The sequence below is a fragment of the Kosakonia sp. SOY2 genome (assembly GCF_027109175.1).
GTDB lineage: Bacteria > Pseudomonadota > Gammaproteobacteria > Enterobacterales > Enterobacteriaceae > Kosakonia.
In genome coordinates, this window is record NZ_JAPVXH010000001.1 from 2,485,238 (window position 1) to 2,502,627 (window position 17,390).

Here is a 17,390-nt window from a genome sequence, read left to right on the forward strand (position 1 = left end):
CTGATGGCGGCATTGCTTTATCCGAACGACGAAACGACGCGAAAAGGGTGAATTAATCGCCTTCGCGGATCATCTTCTCAAGCCTTTCTCTCAGTTCGCCTTCCAGCGCCAGCGCTTTTTGCGTTTTGAGATCGATACAGACGAACGTCACCAGCGCGTCAGCAACCATTTGCCCCTCAGGGTTCAATGTCACCGCCTGGCTCAGTACACCGCTTTTGCCATTAATCTGCTGCACATGGCTGGTCACTGTAAGCACATCGCCCAATACGGCCGGACGGCGATAGTTGATATTGATATTGACCACTACGAAAGCGATGTTGTTGGCAGTCATCCATTTAAAGCTCTCGTTGTTTTCCAGCCCATCCCAGCGCGCCTCTTCAAGGAACTCAAGATAGCGGGCATTATTCACATGTTGGTAGACATCTAGATGAAAACCACGAACTTTGATTTGCGTCTGCATAGCGCTTTAACCTTCACTGTTTATAGTTATAGAGACAGAGGTCATACTGGTATGACCTCTCTATTCTGGCAAAGATTAGCGACTACGCAAGCGGCTTACAGCTTCAGATTCGACAAATTACGCTCAACCAGCGTCCCTCCTATGCCTGGCACCTGCTTAAGATCGTCTACAGATTTAAACGGGCCGTACTCTTCCCGATAGCTGACAATCGCCTGGGCTTTCTTGATACCCACGCCATTCATGACCCGCGACAGCTCTTCCGCCGTTGCGCTATTGATACTCACCCGGGTACCACCTTCATCATCCGCGCTTTTCGCCGCATCCTGCGCTTTGGTTTGCGCTGATGTGGCGGTATCGCTTTTACTTTGCTGCGCAGCGGGTGGCTTAGCCGCAGCAGAAGGCGCTGCCAGCGCACTGTGGCTCAGCGTCGCGCAAGCGAAGGACAGCGAAATTAAGAGTGCTTTGATTCCATGTTGCATTGTGTTTCTCCTTTGTTTTCAACGCCAGGCAACAATAACCACAACAAAGGACGCAGACAAAACACAAACATTCAAAATGGAAAAGGCCGCGAAAGCGGCCTTTAAGGTTTGCAGAGTATTACTCTTTTTTTGCGAGACGCATCGAGCCTTTTTATTGCTGTGGCTCAGCGACGATGTCACCCAGTTTGATCTTCGCTTCTTTACGCAAGTTGCTCATCAACGCTTCAAAAGCGATTTGCGCATTGTTCTGCGTGATGCCCTGCACCATCGCTTTCTTCTGCGCATCCGGCATCGTGCCTGCTTTCACTTCGTCCAGCGCCATGATAACGACATTGCCTTGCTGATCGTTAGCAGTACCGAAGGAAGGTTTATCTTTTGCTGGCAGCGGCAGATTAAACGCCGCCTGGCTTACCGGATCCTGGCCAGTACGTGCCAGCGTTTTCGCCTCACCAAAGCTCAGCCCCGCCGCTTTCAGCGCATCATCACCTTTACCGGCTTTCAGCTCACCCAGCAGTTTATCCGCATCGAGTTTTGCTTGTTGCTCCGCTTTGTTGTGCTTCACGATATCGCTGACCTGAGTTTTTACCTCGTCCAGTGGCTTGATCGCTTCGGCTTTGTGATCGGAGATACGCAGCACAAATGCGCGGTCACCATCAACGGTGATGATGTCGGAGTTGCTGCCCGGCGTGCCGTTCTGCCCTACCAGACCACCATTGAAAATGGCATCGCTTACTGGTTTGAAATTCAGCTCTTCCGGCAGGTTATCGCGACCGAACCAGCCGGTCTGTACTGCTTTAGCACCAGCAGCCTGCTCCGCACCTGCCAGCGATTCGTTATCGTTGCTCGCCGCTTCGCTCACTTTCTGCTGCAGCGCGTACCATGCATCCAGCGCTTTTTCCTGCTTCACTTTTGCTGCCAGTTCATCACGCACATCATTCAGCGGTTTCACCTGCGCAGGCTGGATATCATCCAGACGTGCAACCAGGTAACCCACAGAAGATTTAATGACGCCAGACAGCTGGCCTTTCTCTTTCAAACCGGCGTTTTTAAGCTCTTCCGGCGTGGTGGCGTCTTCAAGCCAGCCCATATCACCGCCGTTACGCGCAGAGATAATGTCCGCAGATTTCGTTTTTGCCAGAGCCGCAAAGTCCGCGCCTTTTTTCAGCTCATCCAGCACCGCTTTCGCTTCATCTTCCGTTTTGGTCTGGATAATGCTGTAGCGATTACGCTGCGGCTGCGTGAACTGATCCTGATGCTGATCGTAATAGGCCTGGATTTGCTCGTCGGTGACGTTTTCCTGCATCGATGCAGCATCCAGCTTGATATAGCTTACGCGGAATTGCTCCGGCGAAACAAAGCGGCTCTTGTTCTGATCGTAATAACTGGCAACTTCTTCATCGCTTGCGGTCTGCTTCGCCGCCAGCGCGTTGACATCAATCACTGCCTGACGCACAACACGCTGTTGAGCGACCAGTGCAGCCAGCTCGTCAGTCTCACCTTTGAGCATGAAATCAGTACCGGCAACGGCGTTAACCAGCTGCTGCGAGGTTAACTGGTTGCGCAGCGCCTGAGCATATTGATCGGTGCTCATCCCCATCTGGTTTACGATGGCGCTGAAGCGATTGTTATCAAATTTACCGTTAGCCTGAAATGCCTGAGTAGCGAAAATCGCTTTTTTCACCTGATCATCGCTAATGCCAAGACCCAGGCTTTTTGCGTACTGGTCCAGCAGCGCTTCATCAATTAAGCGGTTAAGCACTTGCTGGCGCACAGATTTCATGTAGTTTTCGTTGGCCGCCAGCTCCGAGAACTGATCGCCCAGCTGTTGCGCCATGCGGTTGCGCTCGCTATTCACCGCATTTTCAAACTGTGAACGGCCGATTTCCTGACCATTTACTTTTGCGGCGTAATTATTGTTACCGCCAATCAGGTAGTTACCTACGCCAGTCAAAATGAATGACACGATAATCAAACCCAGAATGATCTTGAGCACGACGTGATTTGCCGCCGCGCGTAAATTGTCCATCATGGTGTAACAACACTCCGCTGTAGGTGACTGTAGATCTCAGGCAGCTCAAGTTGCCCGCTGCGTGTAAACGCGTATTTTGACAAGAAAACGGGGCAATTGTTAGCCCGCATCGCGTATTAACTCGCAGAAAGTGCGTTTGCACAAATAAAAAAGGCACATCTCGCGATGCGCCCTTGTAGTTTGTCGCTATCCCTTCAAGGGGAAGGCGATCAGTTTACTGCGTCTTTCAGTGCTTTGCCTGCGCGGAAACCAGGAACTTTAGCCGCAGCAATGGTGATTTCTTTGCCGGTCTGAGGGTTGCGGCCTGTACGGGCAGCACGCTCTTTAACAACAAAAGAGCCAAAACCTACCAGCGCTACGTCGTCCCCGGATTTCAAAGAATCAGTAACGGCAGCAATAAAAGCATCTAACACACGTCCAGCCGCAGCTTTAGAGATGTCAGCATCTGCGGCAATCTTGTCTACCAGTTGAGATTTATTCACTCTACTCTTCCTCTCTTTATAATTTATATCGCACCTGAATCCTTCACAGCGCGACCGCGCAGCAGTTATATCAGGCCTGTCATGCCCTTACAACACCAGTTGATGATGACACACCCAACCAGCAATCTAAATTAGCTATACAAAAAAAGGCTGGCAAGTCCGAAATCACTCACCAGCCTTGTTTTTATTAACGCACTTTGCGCAAGGTCACTATTTTGCCGTTACGACTTGCATACCAAAGGGTTCATTCTGCAGCGCGAGGGCGAGAACTTCTTCAATACGCTTGACCGGATGGATATCCAGATCGGCTACAACGTTGTCCGGGATCTCTTCCAGATCGCGCTTGTTTTCGTAAGGAATCAGAACAGTCTTAATGCCCCCACGATGCGCCGCCAGCAGTTTTTCCTTCAGTCCGCCAATCGGCAGAACCTGTCCACGCAGGGTGATTTCCCCTGTCATCGCCACGTCTGCACGAACCGGATTACCGGTCAGACAAGAAACCAGCGCGGTGCACATCGCAATACCTGCGCTCGGGCCATCTTTTGGCGTCGCACCTTCCGGCACGTGAACGTGAATATCACGTTTTTCATAGAAATCGCCGTTGATACCGAGTTTTTCCGCGCGGGCACGCACAACCGTCAGCGCCGCCTGGATAGACTCCTGCATCACTTCACCCAGAGAACCGGTATAAGTCAGCTTACCTTTGCCTGGGACACAGGCGGTTTCAATAGTCAGCAAGTCGCCGCCCACTTCCGTCCAGGCCAGGCCGGTGACCTGACCCACACGGTTTTCATCGTCCGCTCGACCGTAATCAAAGCGCTGCACACCAAGGTAGTCATGCAGGTTTTCACCGTTGATTTCGATATGCTTCAGAGACGGATCCAGCAGCAGCTGTTTCACCGCTTTCCGGCACAGTTTCGAAATTTCGCGTTCCAGACCACGCACACCCGCTTCGCGGGTGTAGTAACGGATAATGCCAATGATCGCGCTGTCATCAACGGTCAACTCACCCGGTTTCAGTGCGTTACGCTCAATCTGTTTGGTCAACAGGTGACGTTTGGCAATGTTCAGTTTTTCGTCTTCGGTGTAACCAGAAAGACGGATCACTTCCATACGGTCCAGCAGCGGCGCCGGAATATTCATAGAGTTGGAGGTCGCAACGAACATAACGTCGCTGAGATCGTAGTCCACTTCCAGATAGTGATCGCTAAATGCCACGTTCTGTTCCGGATCCAGCACTTCCAGTAGCGCTGAAGCCGGATCGCCGCGCATATCGGACGACATTTTGTCGATCTCATCGAGCAGGAACAGCGGGTTTTTCACGCCCACTTTCGCCATCTTCTGAATCAATTTACCCGGCATAGAACCGATGTAAGTACGGCGGTGACCGCGGATTTCTGCTTCATCACGTACGCCGCCCAGCGCCATACGGATGTATTTGCGCCCGGTAGCCTTCGCTATCGACTGACCCAGAGAGGTTTTACCTACCCCCGGCGGTCCAACCAGGCACAGAATCGGCCCTTTCAGTTTGTTCATACGGCTCTGAACCGCAAGATATTCAAGGATGCGATCTTTGACACGTTCGAGGCCGTAATGGTCGGTATCAAGGATTTCCTGCGCCTGGCGCAGATCTTTTTTGACCTTGCTACGCGCGTTCCACGGTACCTGCACCATCCATTCGATATAGCCGCGCACCACGGTTGCTTCCGCAGACATCGGCGACATCATTTTCAGCTTTTGCAGCTCCGATTCGGCTTTTTCTTTTGCCTCTTTCGGCATTTTCGAAGCGTCGATTTTACGCTTCAGCGCTTCGTTTTCGTCCGGCGCGTCATCCATTTCGCCCAGCTCTTTCTGAATGGCTTTCATCTGTTCATTCAGATAGTACTCACGCTGGGATTTCTCCATCTGCTTTTTCACGCGATTGCGGATGCGTTTCTCAACCTGCAGCAGATCGATTTCAGACTCCATCATCGCCATCAGATATTCCAGACGTTCGTTGACGTCGGACATCTCCAGCACGGACTGCTTATCCGCCAGCTTCAGCGGCATGTGTGCAGCGATGGTGTCAGCCAGACGCGCAGGATCGTCGATGCTATTGAGCGACGTCAGCACTTCTGGCGGGATTTTTTTGTTGAGCTTGATATAGCCTTCAAACTGGCTGATCGCAGTGCGCACCAGCACTTCCTGCTCGCGCTCATCGATAGCCGGCGAGTCAAGGTATTCTGCTTTCGCTGAGAAATGCTCACCATCGTCAGCAAGCGTGGTAATGCGCGCGCGCTGAAGCCCCTCGACCAGCACTTTTACCGTGCCATCGGGCAGTTTCAACATTTGCAAAATAGACGCCACGGTCCCGACGGTGAATAGATCGTTTACACCCGGCTCATCCGTTGAGGCTTCCTTCTGTGCAACCAGCATGATTTTTTTATCATGGTCCATGGCCGCTTCCAGACAACGGATAGATTTTTCCCGTCCCACAAATAACGGAATGACCATGTGCGGATAAACCACCACATCGCGCAACGGCAATACGGGGATTTCAATGCGTTCAGAACGCTCAGGATTCATAGAGCTCTCTCTTAGTTTAAAGTCCGCCAGGTAATCAGGTGACGTGACTGTGCAACACGCACCATTAACATGTAAAGCAGTATATGGGGATGTTTCCCACACATTCAACGCTGTGTTTACGGAAAAATAAAAGGGGAGATAAAATCCCCCCTTTTCGATTAACTGATTGTAAGATTTGGCTAATTATTCGCCAGACGCCTGCTGCGCTTCCGGTTTGCCATAAATCAGCAAGGGTTTGGTTTGACCCGCGATGACCGACTCATCAATCACCACTTTCTCGACATCTTCAAGTGATGGCAGATCATACATGGTGTCCAGCAGCGCGGCTTCAACGATAGAACGCAGCCCACGAGCGCCGGTTTTGCGCACCATTGCTTTCTTCGCGATAGCGTCGAGCGCTTCGTCGCGGAATTCGAGATCCACGCCTTCCAGGTTGAACAGCGCCTGATACTGCTTAGTCAGGGCATTTTTAGGCTCTTTCAGGATCTGAATCAGCGCTTCTTCACTCAATTCACTCAGCGTGGCAACAACTGGCAGACGGCCGATGAATTCAGGGATCAGACCGAATTTAATCAAATCTTCCGGTTCAACCTGCGCCAGCAGTTCCCCTTCGTTGGCTTTTTCAGATTTTCCTTTCACCGTTGCGCCAAAACCAATGCCGGAGCCGGTTTCAACACGGTGAGAAATCACTTTATCCAGGCCTGCGAACGCACCGCCACAGATAAACAGGATCTTAGAGGTATCAACCTGCAAAAACTCCTGCTGCGGATGCTTACGTCCACCCTGCGGCGGAACCGCAGCCACGGTGCCTTCGATCAGCTTCAGCAGCGCCTGCTGTACACCTTCGCCGGAGACATCACGAGTAATCGACGGGTTATCAGACTTACGGGAGATCTTGTCGATTTCATCGATGTAGACAATCCCACGCTGCGCTTTCTGCACGTCGTAGTCGCACTTCTGCAACAGTTTCTGAATGATGTTTTCTACGTCTTCACCCACGTAACCTGCTTCGGTTAACGTCGTAGCATCGGCCATGGTGAACGGGACATCCAACAGACGCGCGAGCGTTTCCGCCAACAGCGTTTTACCGGAACCCGTCGGCCCGATAAGCAGGATGTTACTTTTACCCAGTTCAACGCCGTTGCTGGTGTCGCCATTGCGCAGACGTTTGTAGTGGTTATATACCGCGACCGCCAGCACTTTTTTCGCCTGCTCCTGACCGATGACATAATCATCAAGATGGTGGCGAATTTCATGCGGGGTCGGCAGCGCGCTGCGCTCGCGATGCGGCGCAACCTCTTTAATCTCTTCGCGAATAATGTCGTTACACAGATCCACACATTCGTCGCAGATATACACGGATGGCCCGGCGATCAGCTTACGCACTTCATGCTGGCTTTTGCCGCAAAAAGAGCAGTACAACAGTTTGCCCGAACCATCTTTGCGTTTATCTGTCATGAGTCAAAACCTCTTATCTGTTCTTTGTGCCGCACATGACGACGCATATGCCATTCCAGGCGCAAAACGTTACTCAAGCGTGTGCCGCTTGTACTCATTAGTATAGCGGCACCTGCAGCCTGAGCTTAGTTACGATGGGTTAAAATTGAATCAACCAGCCCGTATTCAACCGCCTCTTGCGCGGCAAGGAAGCGGTCACGTTCTGTATCGCGTTCAATTTGTTCTAAAGATTGACCCGTATGATGCGCCATAAGTTCATTCATGCGCCCTTTCACTTTCAGAATCTCACGCGCGTGGATTTCAATATCCGTCGCCTGGCCCTGATAGCCGCCCAGCGGCTGGTGAATCATCACACGTGAGTTTGGCAGGCAGAAACGCTTGCCCTTCGCACCCGCCGTCAGCAGGAATGCGCCCATTGACGCAGCCTGGCCCATACAAATTGTGCTGACGTCCGGCTTAATAAATTGCATGGTGTCATAAATTGACATCCCTGCGGTAATTACCCCGCCAGGCGAGTTAATGTACAGGTAAATGTCCTTTTCCGGGTTTTCCGCTTCCAGAAACAGCATTTGTGCCACAATCAGGTTCGCCATGTGGTCTTCAACCTGACCGGTCAGAAAAATTACGCGTTCCTTGAGAAGACGGGAGTAGATATCGAAAGAGCGCTCACCGCGTGAGGTCTGTTCAATAACCATTGGCACCAGGGCCATATGGGGTGCAAAGTTGTCTCGTTCGCCGCTGTATGACATTTCCGTCTCCTGGATAAAAAATTAACAAACCTGCTGTACTGATTGTACTTGAGTGAGTGGGGTCTGACTACGACGCCTCACGGACGGATTATCAGCCAGAGTCTTTTCTGTCGCTATTCCCTTAGTGGGGATGACATTACCTGATTTCAAGCATAACAATCTTTTGCTGTTACGCTAACACTGAAACGCCCTTTTAGCACAGATCTGATAGTCCTGATGCGATAAAAAAAGCCCGTCACCAGCAAGCAGGTGACGGGCTTATTGCTTTTAGCTATCGCAGAAGTCGATTAAGCCTGTTGGTTCATCAGTTCGTTAAAGGAAGTGGCTTTTTCAGTCACTTTCGCTTTTTCCAGAACCGCTTCAACCGCTTGTTCTTCCAGCGCAACGTTACGCATGTTTTCCATCAGCTCTTTATTTTTGCTGTAGAATTCGATCACTTCTTTCGGATCTTCATATGCAGAAGCCATCTCTTCAATCAGGCCTTTAACGCGCTCTTCGTCAGCTTTCAGCTCGTGGGTACGAATAACTTCGCCCAGCAGCAGACCAACCACAACACGACGTTTTGCCTGCTCTTCGAACAGCTCGCGCGGCAGTTCCAGGGCTTGTTTCTCGTTGCCACCGAAACGCTGTGCAGCCTGACGGCGCAGAACGTCGATTTCGCTGTCAATCAGTGCGGCCGGAACGTCGATTTCGTTCGCTTTCACCAGGCCTTCAATCGCCTGAGATTTAACACGGTTACGCACCGCGCCTTTCAGCTCACGCTCCATGTTTTTGCGTACTTCAGCGCGCAGACCCGCAACGGAGCCATCTTCCACGCCAAAGCGTTTGATGAACTCTTCGGTCAGTTCCGGCAGTTCACGCTCTTCAACTTTCTTCAGGTTAATGACGAATTTCGCCGCTTTACCTTTCAGGTTTTCTGCGTGGTACTCTTCCGGGAAGGTCACGTCGATGGTGAACTCTTCGCCCGCTTTGTGGCCTTTAATACCGTCTTCGAAACCCGGGATCATACGACCCTGGCCCATTGCCAGTACGAAATCAGTGGCTTTGCCGCCTTCGAATTCTTCGCCATCAACGGAACCAGTGAAATCAACGGTCACGCGATCTTCAGCGTCAGCAGCGCCGTCTTTGTCTTTCCAGGTCGCCTGCTGCTTGCGCAGCGTTTCCAGCATGGTGTCCACGTCAGCATCGGTCACTTCAACAACCGGTTTTTCAACTTCGATGGTATCCAGCGCTTTCAGCTCAACTTCCGGGTACACTTCGAACTCTACAGAGTAGGTGAAGTCTTCGCCCAGTTTGTATTCGCCCGGAACATAGTTCGGCGCACCAGCTGGGTTGATTTTTTCCTGAATGATCGCATCGATAAAGTTGCGGCTCATCAGATCGCCCAGAACGTCCTGGCGAACAGACGCGCCATAACGCTGAGCAACAACGGTCATCGGTACTTTACCCTTACGGAAGCCGTCAATACGCACTTTCTTCGCTACGTTGACCAGCTCGCTCTTCACAGCGGTCTCGATGCTGTCAGCAGCGATTGTAATCGTTACACGGCGCCCAAGGCCCTGAGTGGTTTCAACTGAAACTTGCATCTTGTTACCTCAAAAAATCACAGTGCTCGGTCAACTCTACTCTGCGAAGCAAACCGTTTCGCTTGCAGAACCGGGATGTTCTCTCAAATCAGATATACATTCCCTGTCGTCAGAATCATCCCGAAGACATTCCGAAAAATAAGACGCAGCATTATAGCGGCATCACAGATATGAGTCGAGAACGGGAATGTCGCAATGGTGCGTCATTTTTCACACTTCTGAAGCAATTTCGCTCAAAAAAGGGCGTTTCTCGCTCAAAATTCAGACAAAACAAAACGGCCCGTAGGCCGTTTTTACATAATCTGCATGCAACATACTGGAAAAGTTTGGGCTGTTGCAACCAGGTTTTCTACGCGATGCTTCCGGCACCGCGACAGGCTGGCGAGGTCAGCAGGGTATCCTGCAAACCTTCCCACTCCTTAAGCGTGTAAGTATGCAGAGCCAGTGCATGAATCGTCGTAGACAGTTCATCTGCCAACGTGCCGTAAATCATGCGATGACGGTTAAGAAAACGCTCTCCGGTAAAACGGTCGCTCACCAGTACAACTTTGAAGTGACTTTCAGAACCTGCGGGGACATTGTGACGATAGCTCTCGTCAACAACCTCGAGAATGAGGGGCTCAAACGCCGCCTTCAGCTTTGCTTCTATTTGTTCACGCATCATCATGATATTACACCTCCGACAACGCTGAGATGCCAGCCATCTCTTTAAATGTTAGCCGCTTTTACCGTCTCTATAACAATAAAACAACAAAAAATTAGCGTTCGTCCTATTTTCCCGCTCAAGGGGATGAACTCTACTGAAAGCAGCTTTTTTTGCGTGGCATCACCCATAAAACGGTTTTTGACGGCAAAAAAAGCACAAGACGATGAATTTCCATGCATTGAGGACTTCCTCTTAACAGCGGCAATGTTATGATGGCGAGAATTTTCCCCCAGAAGCTTAGATCCTTGAGAGCCTGAACATGTTTAAAAAACTACTCTTCCCGTTGGTCGCTTTATTTATGCTGGCCGGGTGCGCAACCCCGCCGACAACACTTGATGTCACCCCAAAAATTACTCTGCCGCAGCAGGATCCAAGCCTGATGGGTGTCACCGTGAGCATCAACGGTGCCGATCAGCGCCCGGATCAAGCGCTGGCCAAAGTGACACGCGATAACCAGCTGGTTACCCTGACAGCCTCCCGCGATCTGCGTTTCCTGCTGCAAGAAGTGCTGGAAAAACAGATGACCGCGCGCGGTTATATGATCGGGCCGAACGGCGCGGTAAACCTGCAGATTATTGTTAACCAGCTGTATGCGGATGTCTCTCAGGGCAACGTCCGCTACAACATCGCGACCAAAGCGGATATCGCAATCATCGCGACTGCTGCGAACGGCAACAAGATGACCAAAAACTACCGCGCAAGCTATAACGTCGAAGGCGCATTCCAGGCTACCAACGACAAGATTGCCGGTGCGGTTAACAGCGTGTTGACTGACACCATCGCTGATATGTCTCAGGACACCAGCATTCACGACTTCATCAAGCAAAACGCTCGTTAATCTTTTTCTGGCCCGGTTTTCCGGGCCAGTTTTTAACTCATGTCCAGTCACTACTTACGTATCTTCACCCAACCGAAATCAGCCATCCTGCTGATTCTGGGTTTTGCTTCCGGTTTGCCTCTCGCCCTGACCAGCGGCACGCTCCAGGCGTGGATGACCGTTGAAAACATCGATTTAAAAACCATCGGTTTCTTCTCTCTGGTCGGCCAGGCTTACGTGTTTAAGTTTTTGTGGTCGCCGCTGATGGATCGCTACACGCCGCCTTTACTCGGGCGTCGTCGCGGCTGGCTGCTCCTCACGCAAATTCTGCTGCTGGTGTCGATTGCCGCAATGGGTTTCCTCGATCCGGCCAACCATCTGCGCTGGATGGCGGCGCTGGCTGTGCTTATCGCTTTCTGCTCTGCGTCTCAGGATATTGTATTCGACGCCTGGAAAACGGATGTACTGCCGCTTGAAGAGCGAGGCGCAGGTGCGGCAATAAGCGTGCTGGGCTACCGACTCGGAATGTTGGTTTCCGGAGGACTGGCTTTATGGCTGGCGGATCGCTGGCTCGGCTGGCAGGGAATGTACTGGTTGATGGCCGTGCTACTGGTCCCGTGCATTATCGCCACCCTGCTCGCACCGGAGCCAGAGGATGTGATTCCGGTGCCGAAAACGCTGGAACGCGCCGTTGTTGAACCGCTGCGTGATTTCTTTGGGCGTAACAACGCCTGGCTTATTCTTCTATTAATAGTGCTGTATAAACTGGGCGATGCGTTCGCCATGAGTCTGACAACAACATTTCTCATCCGCGGCGTTGGTTTTGACGCCGGAGAAGTGGGAGTGGTGAACAAAACGCTGGGGCTTATCGCCACGATTATCGGCGCGTTGTTTGGCGGCGTACTGATGCAGCGGTTATCCCTGTTCCGTGCGCTGTTAATTTTCGGCGTACTGCAGGCCATTTCGAATGCCGGTTACTGGCTGCTTTCGATAACGGCGAAAAGCATTTTTACGATGGGTTCAGCCGTCTTTTTAGAAAACTTGTGTGGCGGCATGGGGACTGCGGCGTTTGTTGCGCTATTAATGACGCTCTGCAACAAATCCTTCTCCGCAACGCAGTTTGCTCTGCTCTCGGCGCTATCGGCGGTTGGACGCGTCTATGTCGGCCCGCTGGCTGGCTGGTTTGTTGAAAGTTACAGCTGGTCGACGTTCTATCTCTTTTCGATTGTGGCCGCGCTTCCCGGTCTGTTATTGCTGATGCTGTGCAAAAAAACACTGGCATTTACGCAACAGAGTGAAAGTTTTCTCTGCAGAACGGAATACGCTACGGCCTACCGGCTGGCGCTGCGCATACTGAGCGCCGGTTGCGTACTGTTAGGATGCTGGCTGCTGGTGTTAATGATCAACGCCACAGGGTTTACCGACTGGTCTTTCGGCACCACGCTGCTGGAATGGGGCGCACTGTTAGCGTTTATCGGCATTGTGTTTGGCGGTGTGTTGGATCTGCTGGCGCTACGTAAAACAGAGTTGCTATAACCTGTTAAAACGACGTGATAAAAAAGCGCCTGCGGGCGCTTTTTTTGGCGTCAAAGCCTCAGAATGTTAAAAAACAGTAAAATGGCAAATAAAATCGCTTAAGAATATATTTACTGGCTATTTTCCTATTAAAATCAGGCCACCAAAAAATAAAAACGGCCTAAAACAATTCACCTCAGTTATTATTATGTTCAATAAATAAACACCACATCTTTTTAGCAAATCGCCTAATTCAAATTGAGCAAATAAAAAAATCTTAATTGTTTTGTGCCTTATAAATTAAAGGCTACTCTTTAACGATTCAGCACGGTTATTAATTGTTGGGTTTCAAGTTCGTTCCAATAATGTTCGATATTTGCTGGATATTTGTTAAATAAATGTATATTTAACTGATTGGTTATACCAATTTACCCCCTGGACTGATTGTCATGTAATTTTTCCGTTATAATCTCACTCTCTGGCAGTGCGAATCGCTTTTTTTACAGATTGTTGCATTCGATGTGACATAAACGGCAAAAGCCAGTAACACCTTACTGACACAGAGCCAATCATGTTTACAGTAACGTAACCTTTCCGTAAAATGCCCGCACACTTTAAGCGCCACCAGATCCCGTGGAATTGAGGTCGTTAAATGAGACTCAGGAAATACAATAAAAGTTTGGGATGGTTGTCATTAATCGCCGGTACTGTTTTACTCAGTGGCTGCGATTCTGCACTTCTTGACCCCAAAGGACAGATTGGACTGGAGCAACGTTCGCTGATACTGACGGCTTTTGGCCTGATGTTGATTGTCGTTATTCCCGCCATCTTGATGGCCGTTGGTTTCGCCTGGAAGTATCGTGCGAGCAATAAAGATGCGAAGTATAGCCCTAACTGGTCACACTCCAATAAAGTGGAAGCTGTGGTCTGGACGGTACCTATTCTGATCATCCTGTTCCTCGCCGTATTGACATGGAAAACCACCCACGCGCTCGAACCGAGCAAACCATTAGCCCATGACGAACAACCGATCACCATTGAAGTTGTTTCTATGGACTGGAAATGGTTCTTCATCTATCCGGAGCAGGGCATTGCTACCGTGAACGAAATCGCCTTCCCGGCTAACGTTCCGGTTCAGTTCAAAGTGACCTCCAACTCCGTGATGAACTCGTTCTTTATCCCGAAACTGGGTAGCCAGATTTATGCGATGGCCGGTATGCAGACTAACCTGCATCTGATCGCCAACGAAGCTGGTACCTACGATGGTATCTCCGCAAGCTACAGCGGCCCGGGCTTCTCGGGTATGAAGTTTAAAGCAATTGCTACGCCGGACCGTGCCGCATTCGACCAGTGGGTCGCAAAAGCGAAACAAGCACCGAATACCCTGCCGGATATGGCAGCGTATGACAAACTTGCTGCGCCAAGCGAATACAACAAGGTTGAATACTTCTCCAGCGTGAAACCCGATTTGTTTAAAGACGTTATCAACAAATTTATGGGCCACGGCATGAGCATGGACATGAACCAACCGAAGGGCGAGCATAGCGAGCACGAAGGTATGGAAGGCATGGACATGAGCCACGCGGAAACCTCTCACTAAGGGGTCGAGGAAGAAAACGATGTTCGGAAAATTGACACTGGATGCAGTCCCCTACCATGAACCCATTATTGTGGTTACGGTGGCTGCCATTATCATCGGTGGCCTGGCATTACTGGCCCTGATTACTTACTTCGGTAAGTGGAACTACTTGTGGAAAGAGTGGCTGACTTCGGTTGACCACAAAAAGCTCGGTATCATGTACTGCATCGTCGGTATCGTGATGCTGATTCGTGGCTTTGCTGACGCCATCATGATGCGTAGCCAGCAAGCACTCGCCTCGGCCGGTGAAGCAGGCTTCCTGCCGCCGCACCACTACGATCAGATCTTCACCGCCCATGGCGTGATCATGATCTTCTTCGTAGCAATGCCGCTGGTTATCGGTCTGATGAACGTGGTGATCCCACTGCAGATCGGCGCTCGCGACGTGGCGTTCCCGTTCCTCAACAACCTGAGCTTCTGGTTCACGGTTGTCGGTGTGATCCTGGTTAACCTGTCTCTCGGCGTGGGTGAATTCGCGCAGACTGGCTGGCTGGCTTATCCGCCGCTATCGGGAATTGAATACAGTCCTGGTGTCGGGGTTGATTACTGGATCTGGGCACTTCAGCTCTCCGGTATCGGTACGACGCTGACCGGTATCAACTTCTTCGTGACCATTCTGAAGATGCGTGCGCCGGGCATGACCATGTTCAAGATGCCGGTATTTACCTGGGCATCACTGTGCGCCAACGTGCTGATCATCGCCTCGTTCCCGATCCTGACTGTTACCATCGCGCTGCTGACCCTGGACCGCTATCTGGGTACCCATTTCTTCACCAACGAAATGGGCGGCAACATGATGATGTACATCAACCTGATCTGGGCCTGGGGCCATCCGGAAGTGTACATCCTGGTTCTGCCGGTATTCGGTGTGTTCTCGGAAGTCGCCGCGACCTTCTCGCGTAAGCGTCTGTTCGGTTACACCTCGCTGGTTTGGGCGACCGTGTGTATTACCGTACTGTCGTTTATCGTTTGGTTGCACCACTTCTTCACCATGGGTGCAGGCGCGAACGTTAACGCCTTCTTCGGTATCGCCACCATGATTATCGCCATCCCGACCGGGGTGAAGATCTTCAACTGGCTGTTCACCATGTACCAGGGCCGTATCGTGTTCCATTCAGCAATGATGTGGACCATCGGCTTTATCATGACCTTCTCTGTGGGCGGTATGACCGGCGTACTGCTGGCGGTACCGGGCGCGGACTTTGTGCTGCATAACAGTCTGTTCCTGATTGCTCACTTCCATAACGTCATCATCGGCGGTGTGGTATTTGGTTGCTTTGCGGGTATCACTTACTGGTGGCCAAAAGCGTTTGGCTTCACCCTGAATGAAACCTGGGGTAAACGCGCGTTCTGGTTCTGGATCATCGGCTTCTTCGTAGCATTTATGCCGCTGTATGTGCTGGGCTTTATGGGTATGACCCGTCGCCTGAGCCAGCAGATCGATCCACAGTTCCACTCAATGCTGGTGGTTGCCGCTTGCGGCGCTGCGCTGATTGCCTGCGGTATTCTGTGCCAGTTGATTCAGTACTACGTCTCCATCCGCGACCGTCACCTCAACCGTGACCTGACCGGTGACCCGTGGGGCGGTCGTACGCTGGAGTGGGCAACCTCTTCTCCGCCGCCGTTCTACAACTTCGCTGAAGTGCCACACGTTCATGAGCGTGATGCATTCTGGGAAATGAAAGAAAAAGGCGAAGCGTACAAGCAACCTGCGCATTATGAAGAAATTCATATGCCGAAAAACAGCGGTGCGGGCATTGTTATTGCCGCTTTCGCAACGGTGTTTGGCTTTGCCATGATCTGGCACATCTGGTGGATGGCGATCGTCGGTTTCGCCGGCATCGTAATTAGCTGGATTGTGAAAAGCTTTGACGAGGACGTGGATTACTACGTACCGGTTGCAGAAATCGAAAAACTGGAAAACCAGCATTTCGATGAGATCAAAAAGGCAGGGCTGAAAAATGGCAACTGATACTCTGACGACTGCGAACGCCCACGCGCACGAACATGGGCACCATGATTCAGGACCGACCAAAGTCTTCGGTTTCTGGATCTACCTGATGAGCGACTGCATTCTGTTCTCGATCCTGTTCGCGACCTATGCCGTGTTAGTGAATAACACGGCGGGTGGTCCGTCGGGTAAAGACATCTTTGAACTGCCGTTCGTTCTGGTGGAAACCGCCCTGCTGCTGTTCAGCTCCATCACCTATGGCATGGCGGCGATCGCCATGTATAAGAACAACAAAAGCCAGGTTGTTTCCTGGCTGGCATTGACCTGGCTGTTCGGCGCAGGCTTCATCGGGATGGAACTCTATGAATTCCATCACCTGATTGTTGAAGGTATGGGTCCGGATCGCAGCGGCTTCCTGTCAGCGTTCTTCGCGCTGGTTGGCACCCACGGTCTGCACGTGACCTCGGGTCTGATCTGGATGGCAGTGCTGATGTTCCAGATTTCCCGTCGCGGCCTGACCAGTACAAACCGTACGCGTATCCTGTGCCTGAGCCTGTTCTGGCACTTCCTGGACGTCGTATGGATTTGTGTATTCTCAGTCGTTTATCTGATGGGGGCGATGTAATGAGTCATTCAACCGATCATGGCGCTTCCCACGGTAGCGTAAAAACCTACATGACAGGTTTTATCCTGTCGATCATCCTGACGGTGATCCCGTTCTGGATGGTGATGAGCGGTACTGCGTCCCACGTGGCGATTCTCGGCACTGTGCTGGTGACAGCGGTGGTACAGATTCTGGTGCATCTGGTGTGCTTCCTGCACATGAACACCAAGTCTGATGAAGGCTGGAACATGACGGCTTTCGTCTTTACTGTGCTGATCATCGCGATCGTGGTGGTAGGTTCCATCTGGATTATGTGGAACCTCAACTACAACATGATGGTTCGATAAGAG

Annotated in this window: 15 protein-coding genes; 6 read left to right on the forward strand and 9 right to left on the reverse strand. The window is 51.3% G+C overall.

What is annotated here, in order from left to right; genetic code table 11:
- Positions 1-52: 52 nt before the first annotated feature.
- The 9 genes from O3S68_RS11835 to bolA all read right to left on the reverse strand — a co-directional run bounded on the left by O3S68_RS11835 (position 53) and on the right by bolA (position 10,475).
- Positions 53-460 (reverse strand): YbgC/FadM family acyl-CoA thioesterase, encoded by a 408-nt coding sequence (locus tag O3S68_RS11835; protein WP_020456774.1) that lies wholly within the window; start codon positions 458-460, stop codon positions 53-55.
- Positions 461-555: 95 nt separating this feature from the next.
- Entirely contained in the window at positions 556-939 is a 384-nt protein-coding gene (locus O3S68_RS11840; RefSeq protein ID WP_269231571.1) for a helix-hairpin-helix domain-containing protein, read from the reverse strand.
- Positions 940-1,090: 151 nt separating this feature from the next.
- A complete protein-coding gene (gene ppiD, locus O3S68_RS11845; protein WP_160271085.1) occupies positions 1,091-2,968 on the reverse strand; it encodes a peptidylprolyl isomerase in 1,878 nt (625 codons plus the stop codon).
- Between the two features lie 209 nt (positions 2,969-3,177).
- Positions 3,178-3,450 carry a nucleoid-associated protein HU-beta gene (gene hupB / locus O3S68_RS11850; protein WP_017458889.1) on the reverse strand — a complete coding sequence of 91 codons (273 nt, stop codon included), beginning with the start codon at positions 3,448-3,450 and terminating at the stop codon, positions 3,178-3,180.
- Positions 3,451-3,660: 210 nt separating this feature from the next.
- Entirely contained in the window at positions 3,661-6,015 is a 2,355-nt protein-coding gene (gene lon, locus O3S68_RS11855) for an endopeptidase La (RefSeq protein ID WP_020456771.1), read from the reverse strand.
- A 183-nt stretch (positions 6,016-6,198) separates the two neighbouring features.
- Positions 6,199-7,473, reverse strand: coding sequence for an ATP-dependent protease ATP-binding subunit ClpX (gene clpX / locus O3S68_RS11860; protein ID WP_017458887.1), 1,275 nt, complete (start codon positions 7,471-7,473; stop codon positions 6,199-6,201).
- Positions 7,474-7,598: 125 nt separating this feature from the next.
- Positions 7,599-8,222 carry an ATP-dependent Clp endopeptidase proteolytic subunit ClpP gene (clpP, locus tag O3S68_RS11865; protein WP_017458886.1) on the reverse strand — a complete coding sequence of 208 codons (624 nt, stop codon included), beginning with the start codon at positions 8,220-8,222 and terminating at the stop codon, positions 7,599-7,601.
- A gap of 287 nt (positions 8,223-8,509) precedes the next feature.
- Positions 8,510-9,808, reverse strand: a complete 1,299-nt coding sequence (tig, locus tag O3S68_RS11870) for a trigger factor (protein WP_020456770.1) — start codon at positions 9,806-9,808, stop codon at positions 8,510-8,512.
- 349 nt (positions 9,809-10,157) lie between these two features.
- Positions 10,158-10,475: a transcriptional regulator BolA gene (bolA, locus tag O3S68_RS11875; protein WP_017458883.1), complete on the reverse strand. Its 318-nt coding sequence runs from the start codon at positions 10,473-10,475 to the stop codon at positions 10,158-10,160.
- A 298-nt stretch (positions 10,476-10,773) separates the two neighbouring features.
- Here bolA and O3S68_RS11880 point away from each other — a divergent pair, with 298 nt between their 5' ends.
- From O3S68_RS11880 to O3S68_RS11905, 6 genes are all read left to right on the forward strand, one after another.
- Positions 10,774-11,352 carry a lipoprotein gene (locus O3S68_RS11880; protein ID WP_017458882.1) on the forward strand — a complete coding sequence of 193 codons (579 nt, stop codon included), beginning with the start codon at positions 10,774-10,776 and terminating at the stop codon, positions 11,350-11,352.
- Between the two features lie 39 nt (positions 11,353-11,391).
- A complete protein-coding gene (gene ampG, locus O3S68_RS11885; RefSeq protein WP_020456769.1) occupies positions 11,392-12,867 on the forward strand; it encodes a muropeptide MFS transporter AmpG in 1,476 nt (491 codons plus the stop codon).
- A gap of 631 nt (positions 12,868-13,498) precedes the next feature.
- Entirely contained in the window at positions 13,499-14,446 is a 948-nt protein-coding gene (gene cyoA / locus O3S68_RS11890; protein WP_017458879.1) for a cytochrome o ubiquinol oxidase subunit II, read from the forward strand.
- Positions 14,447-14,465: 19 nt separating this feature from the next.
- Entirely contained in the window at positions 14,466-16,457 is a 1,992-nt protein-coding gene (gene cyoB / locus O3S68_RS11895) for a cytochrome o ubiquinol oxidase subunit I (protein ID WP_269231572.1), read from the forward strand.
- Positions 16,447-17,061, forward strand: a complete 615-nt coding sequence (locus tag O3S68_RS11900) for a cytochrome o ubiquinol oxidase subunit III (RefSeq protein ID WP_017458877.1) — start codon at positions 16,447-16,449, stop codon at positions 17,059-17,061. The genes cyoB and O3S68_RS11900 overlap by 11 nt, the downstream gene beginning before the upstream one ends.
- Positions 17,061-17,387, forward strand: coding sequence for a cytochrome o ubiquinol oxidase subunit IV (locus tag O3S68_RS11905; RefSeq protein ID WP_017458876.1), 327 nt, complete (start codon positions 17,061-17,063; stop codon positions 17,385-17,387). Before O3S68_RS11900 ends, O3S68_RS11905 begins: the two co-directional genes overlap by 1 nt.
- The last annotated feature ends 3 nt before the right edge of the window (positions 17,388-17,390 follow it).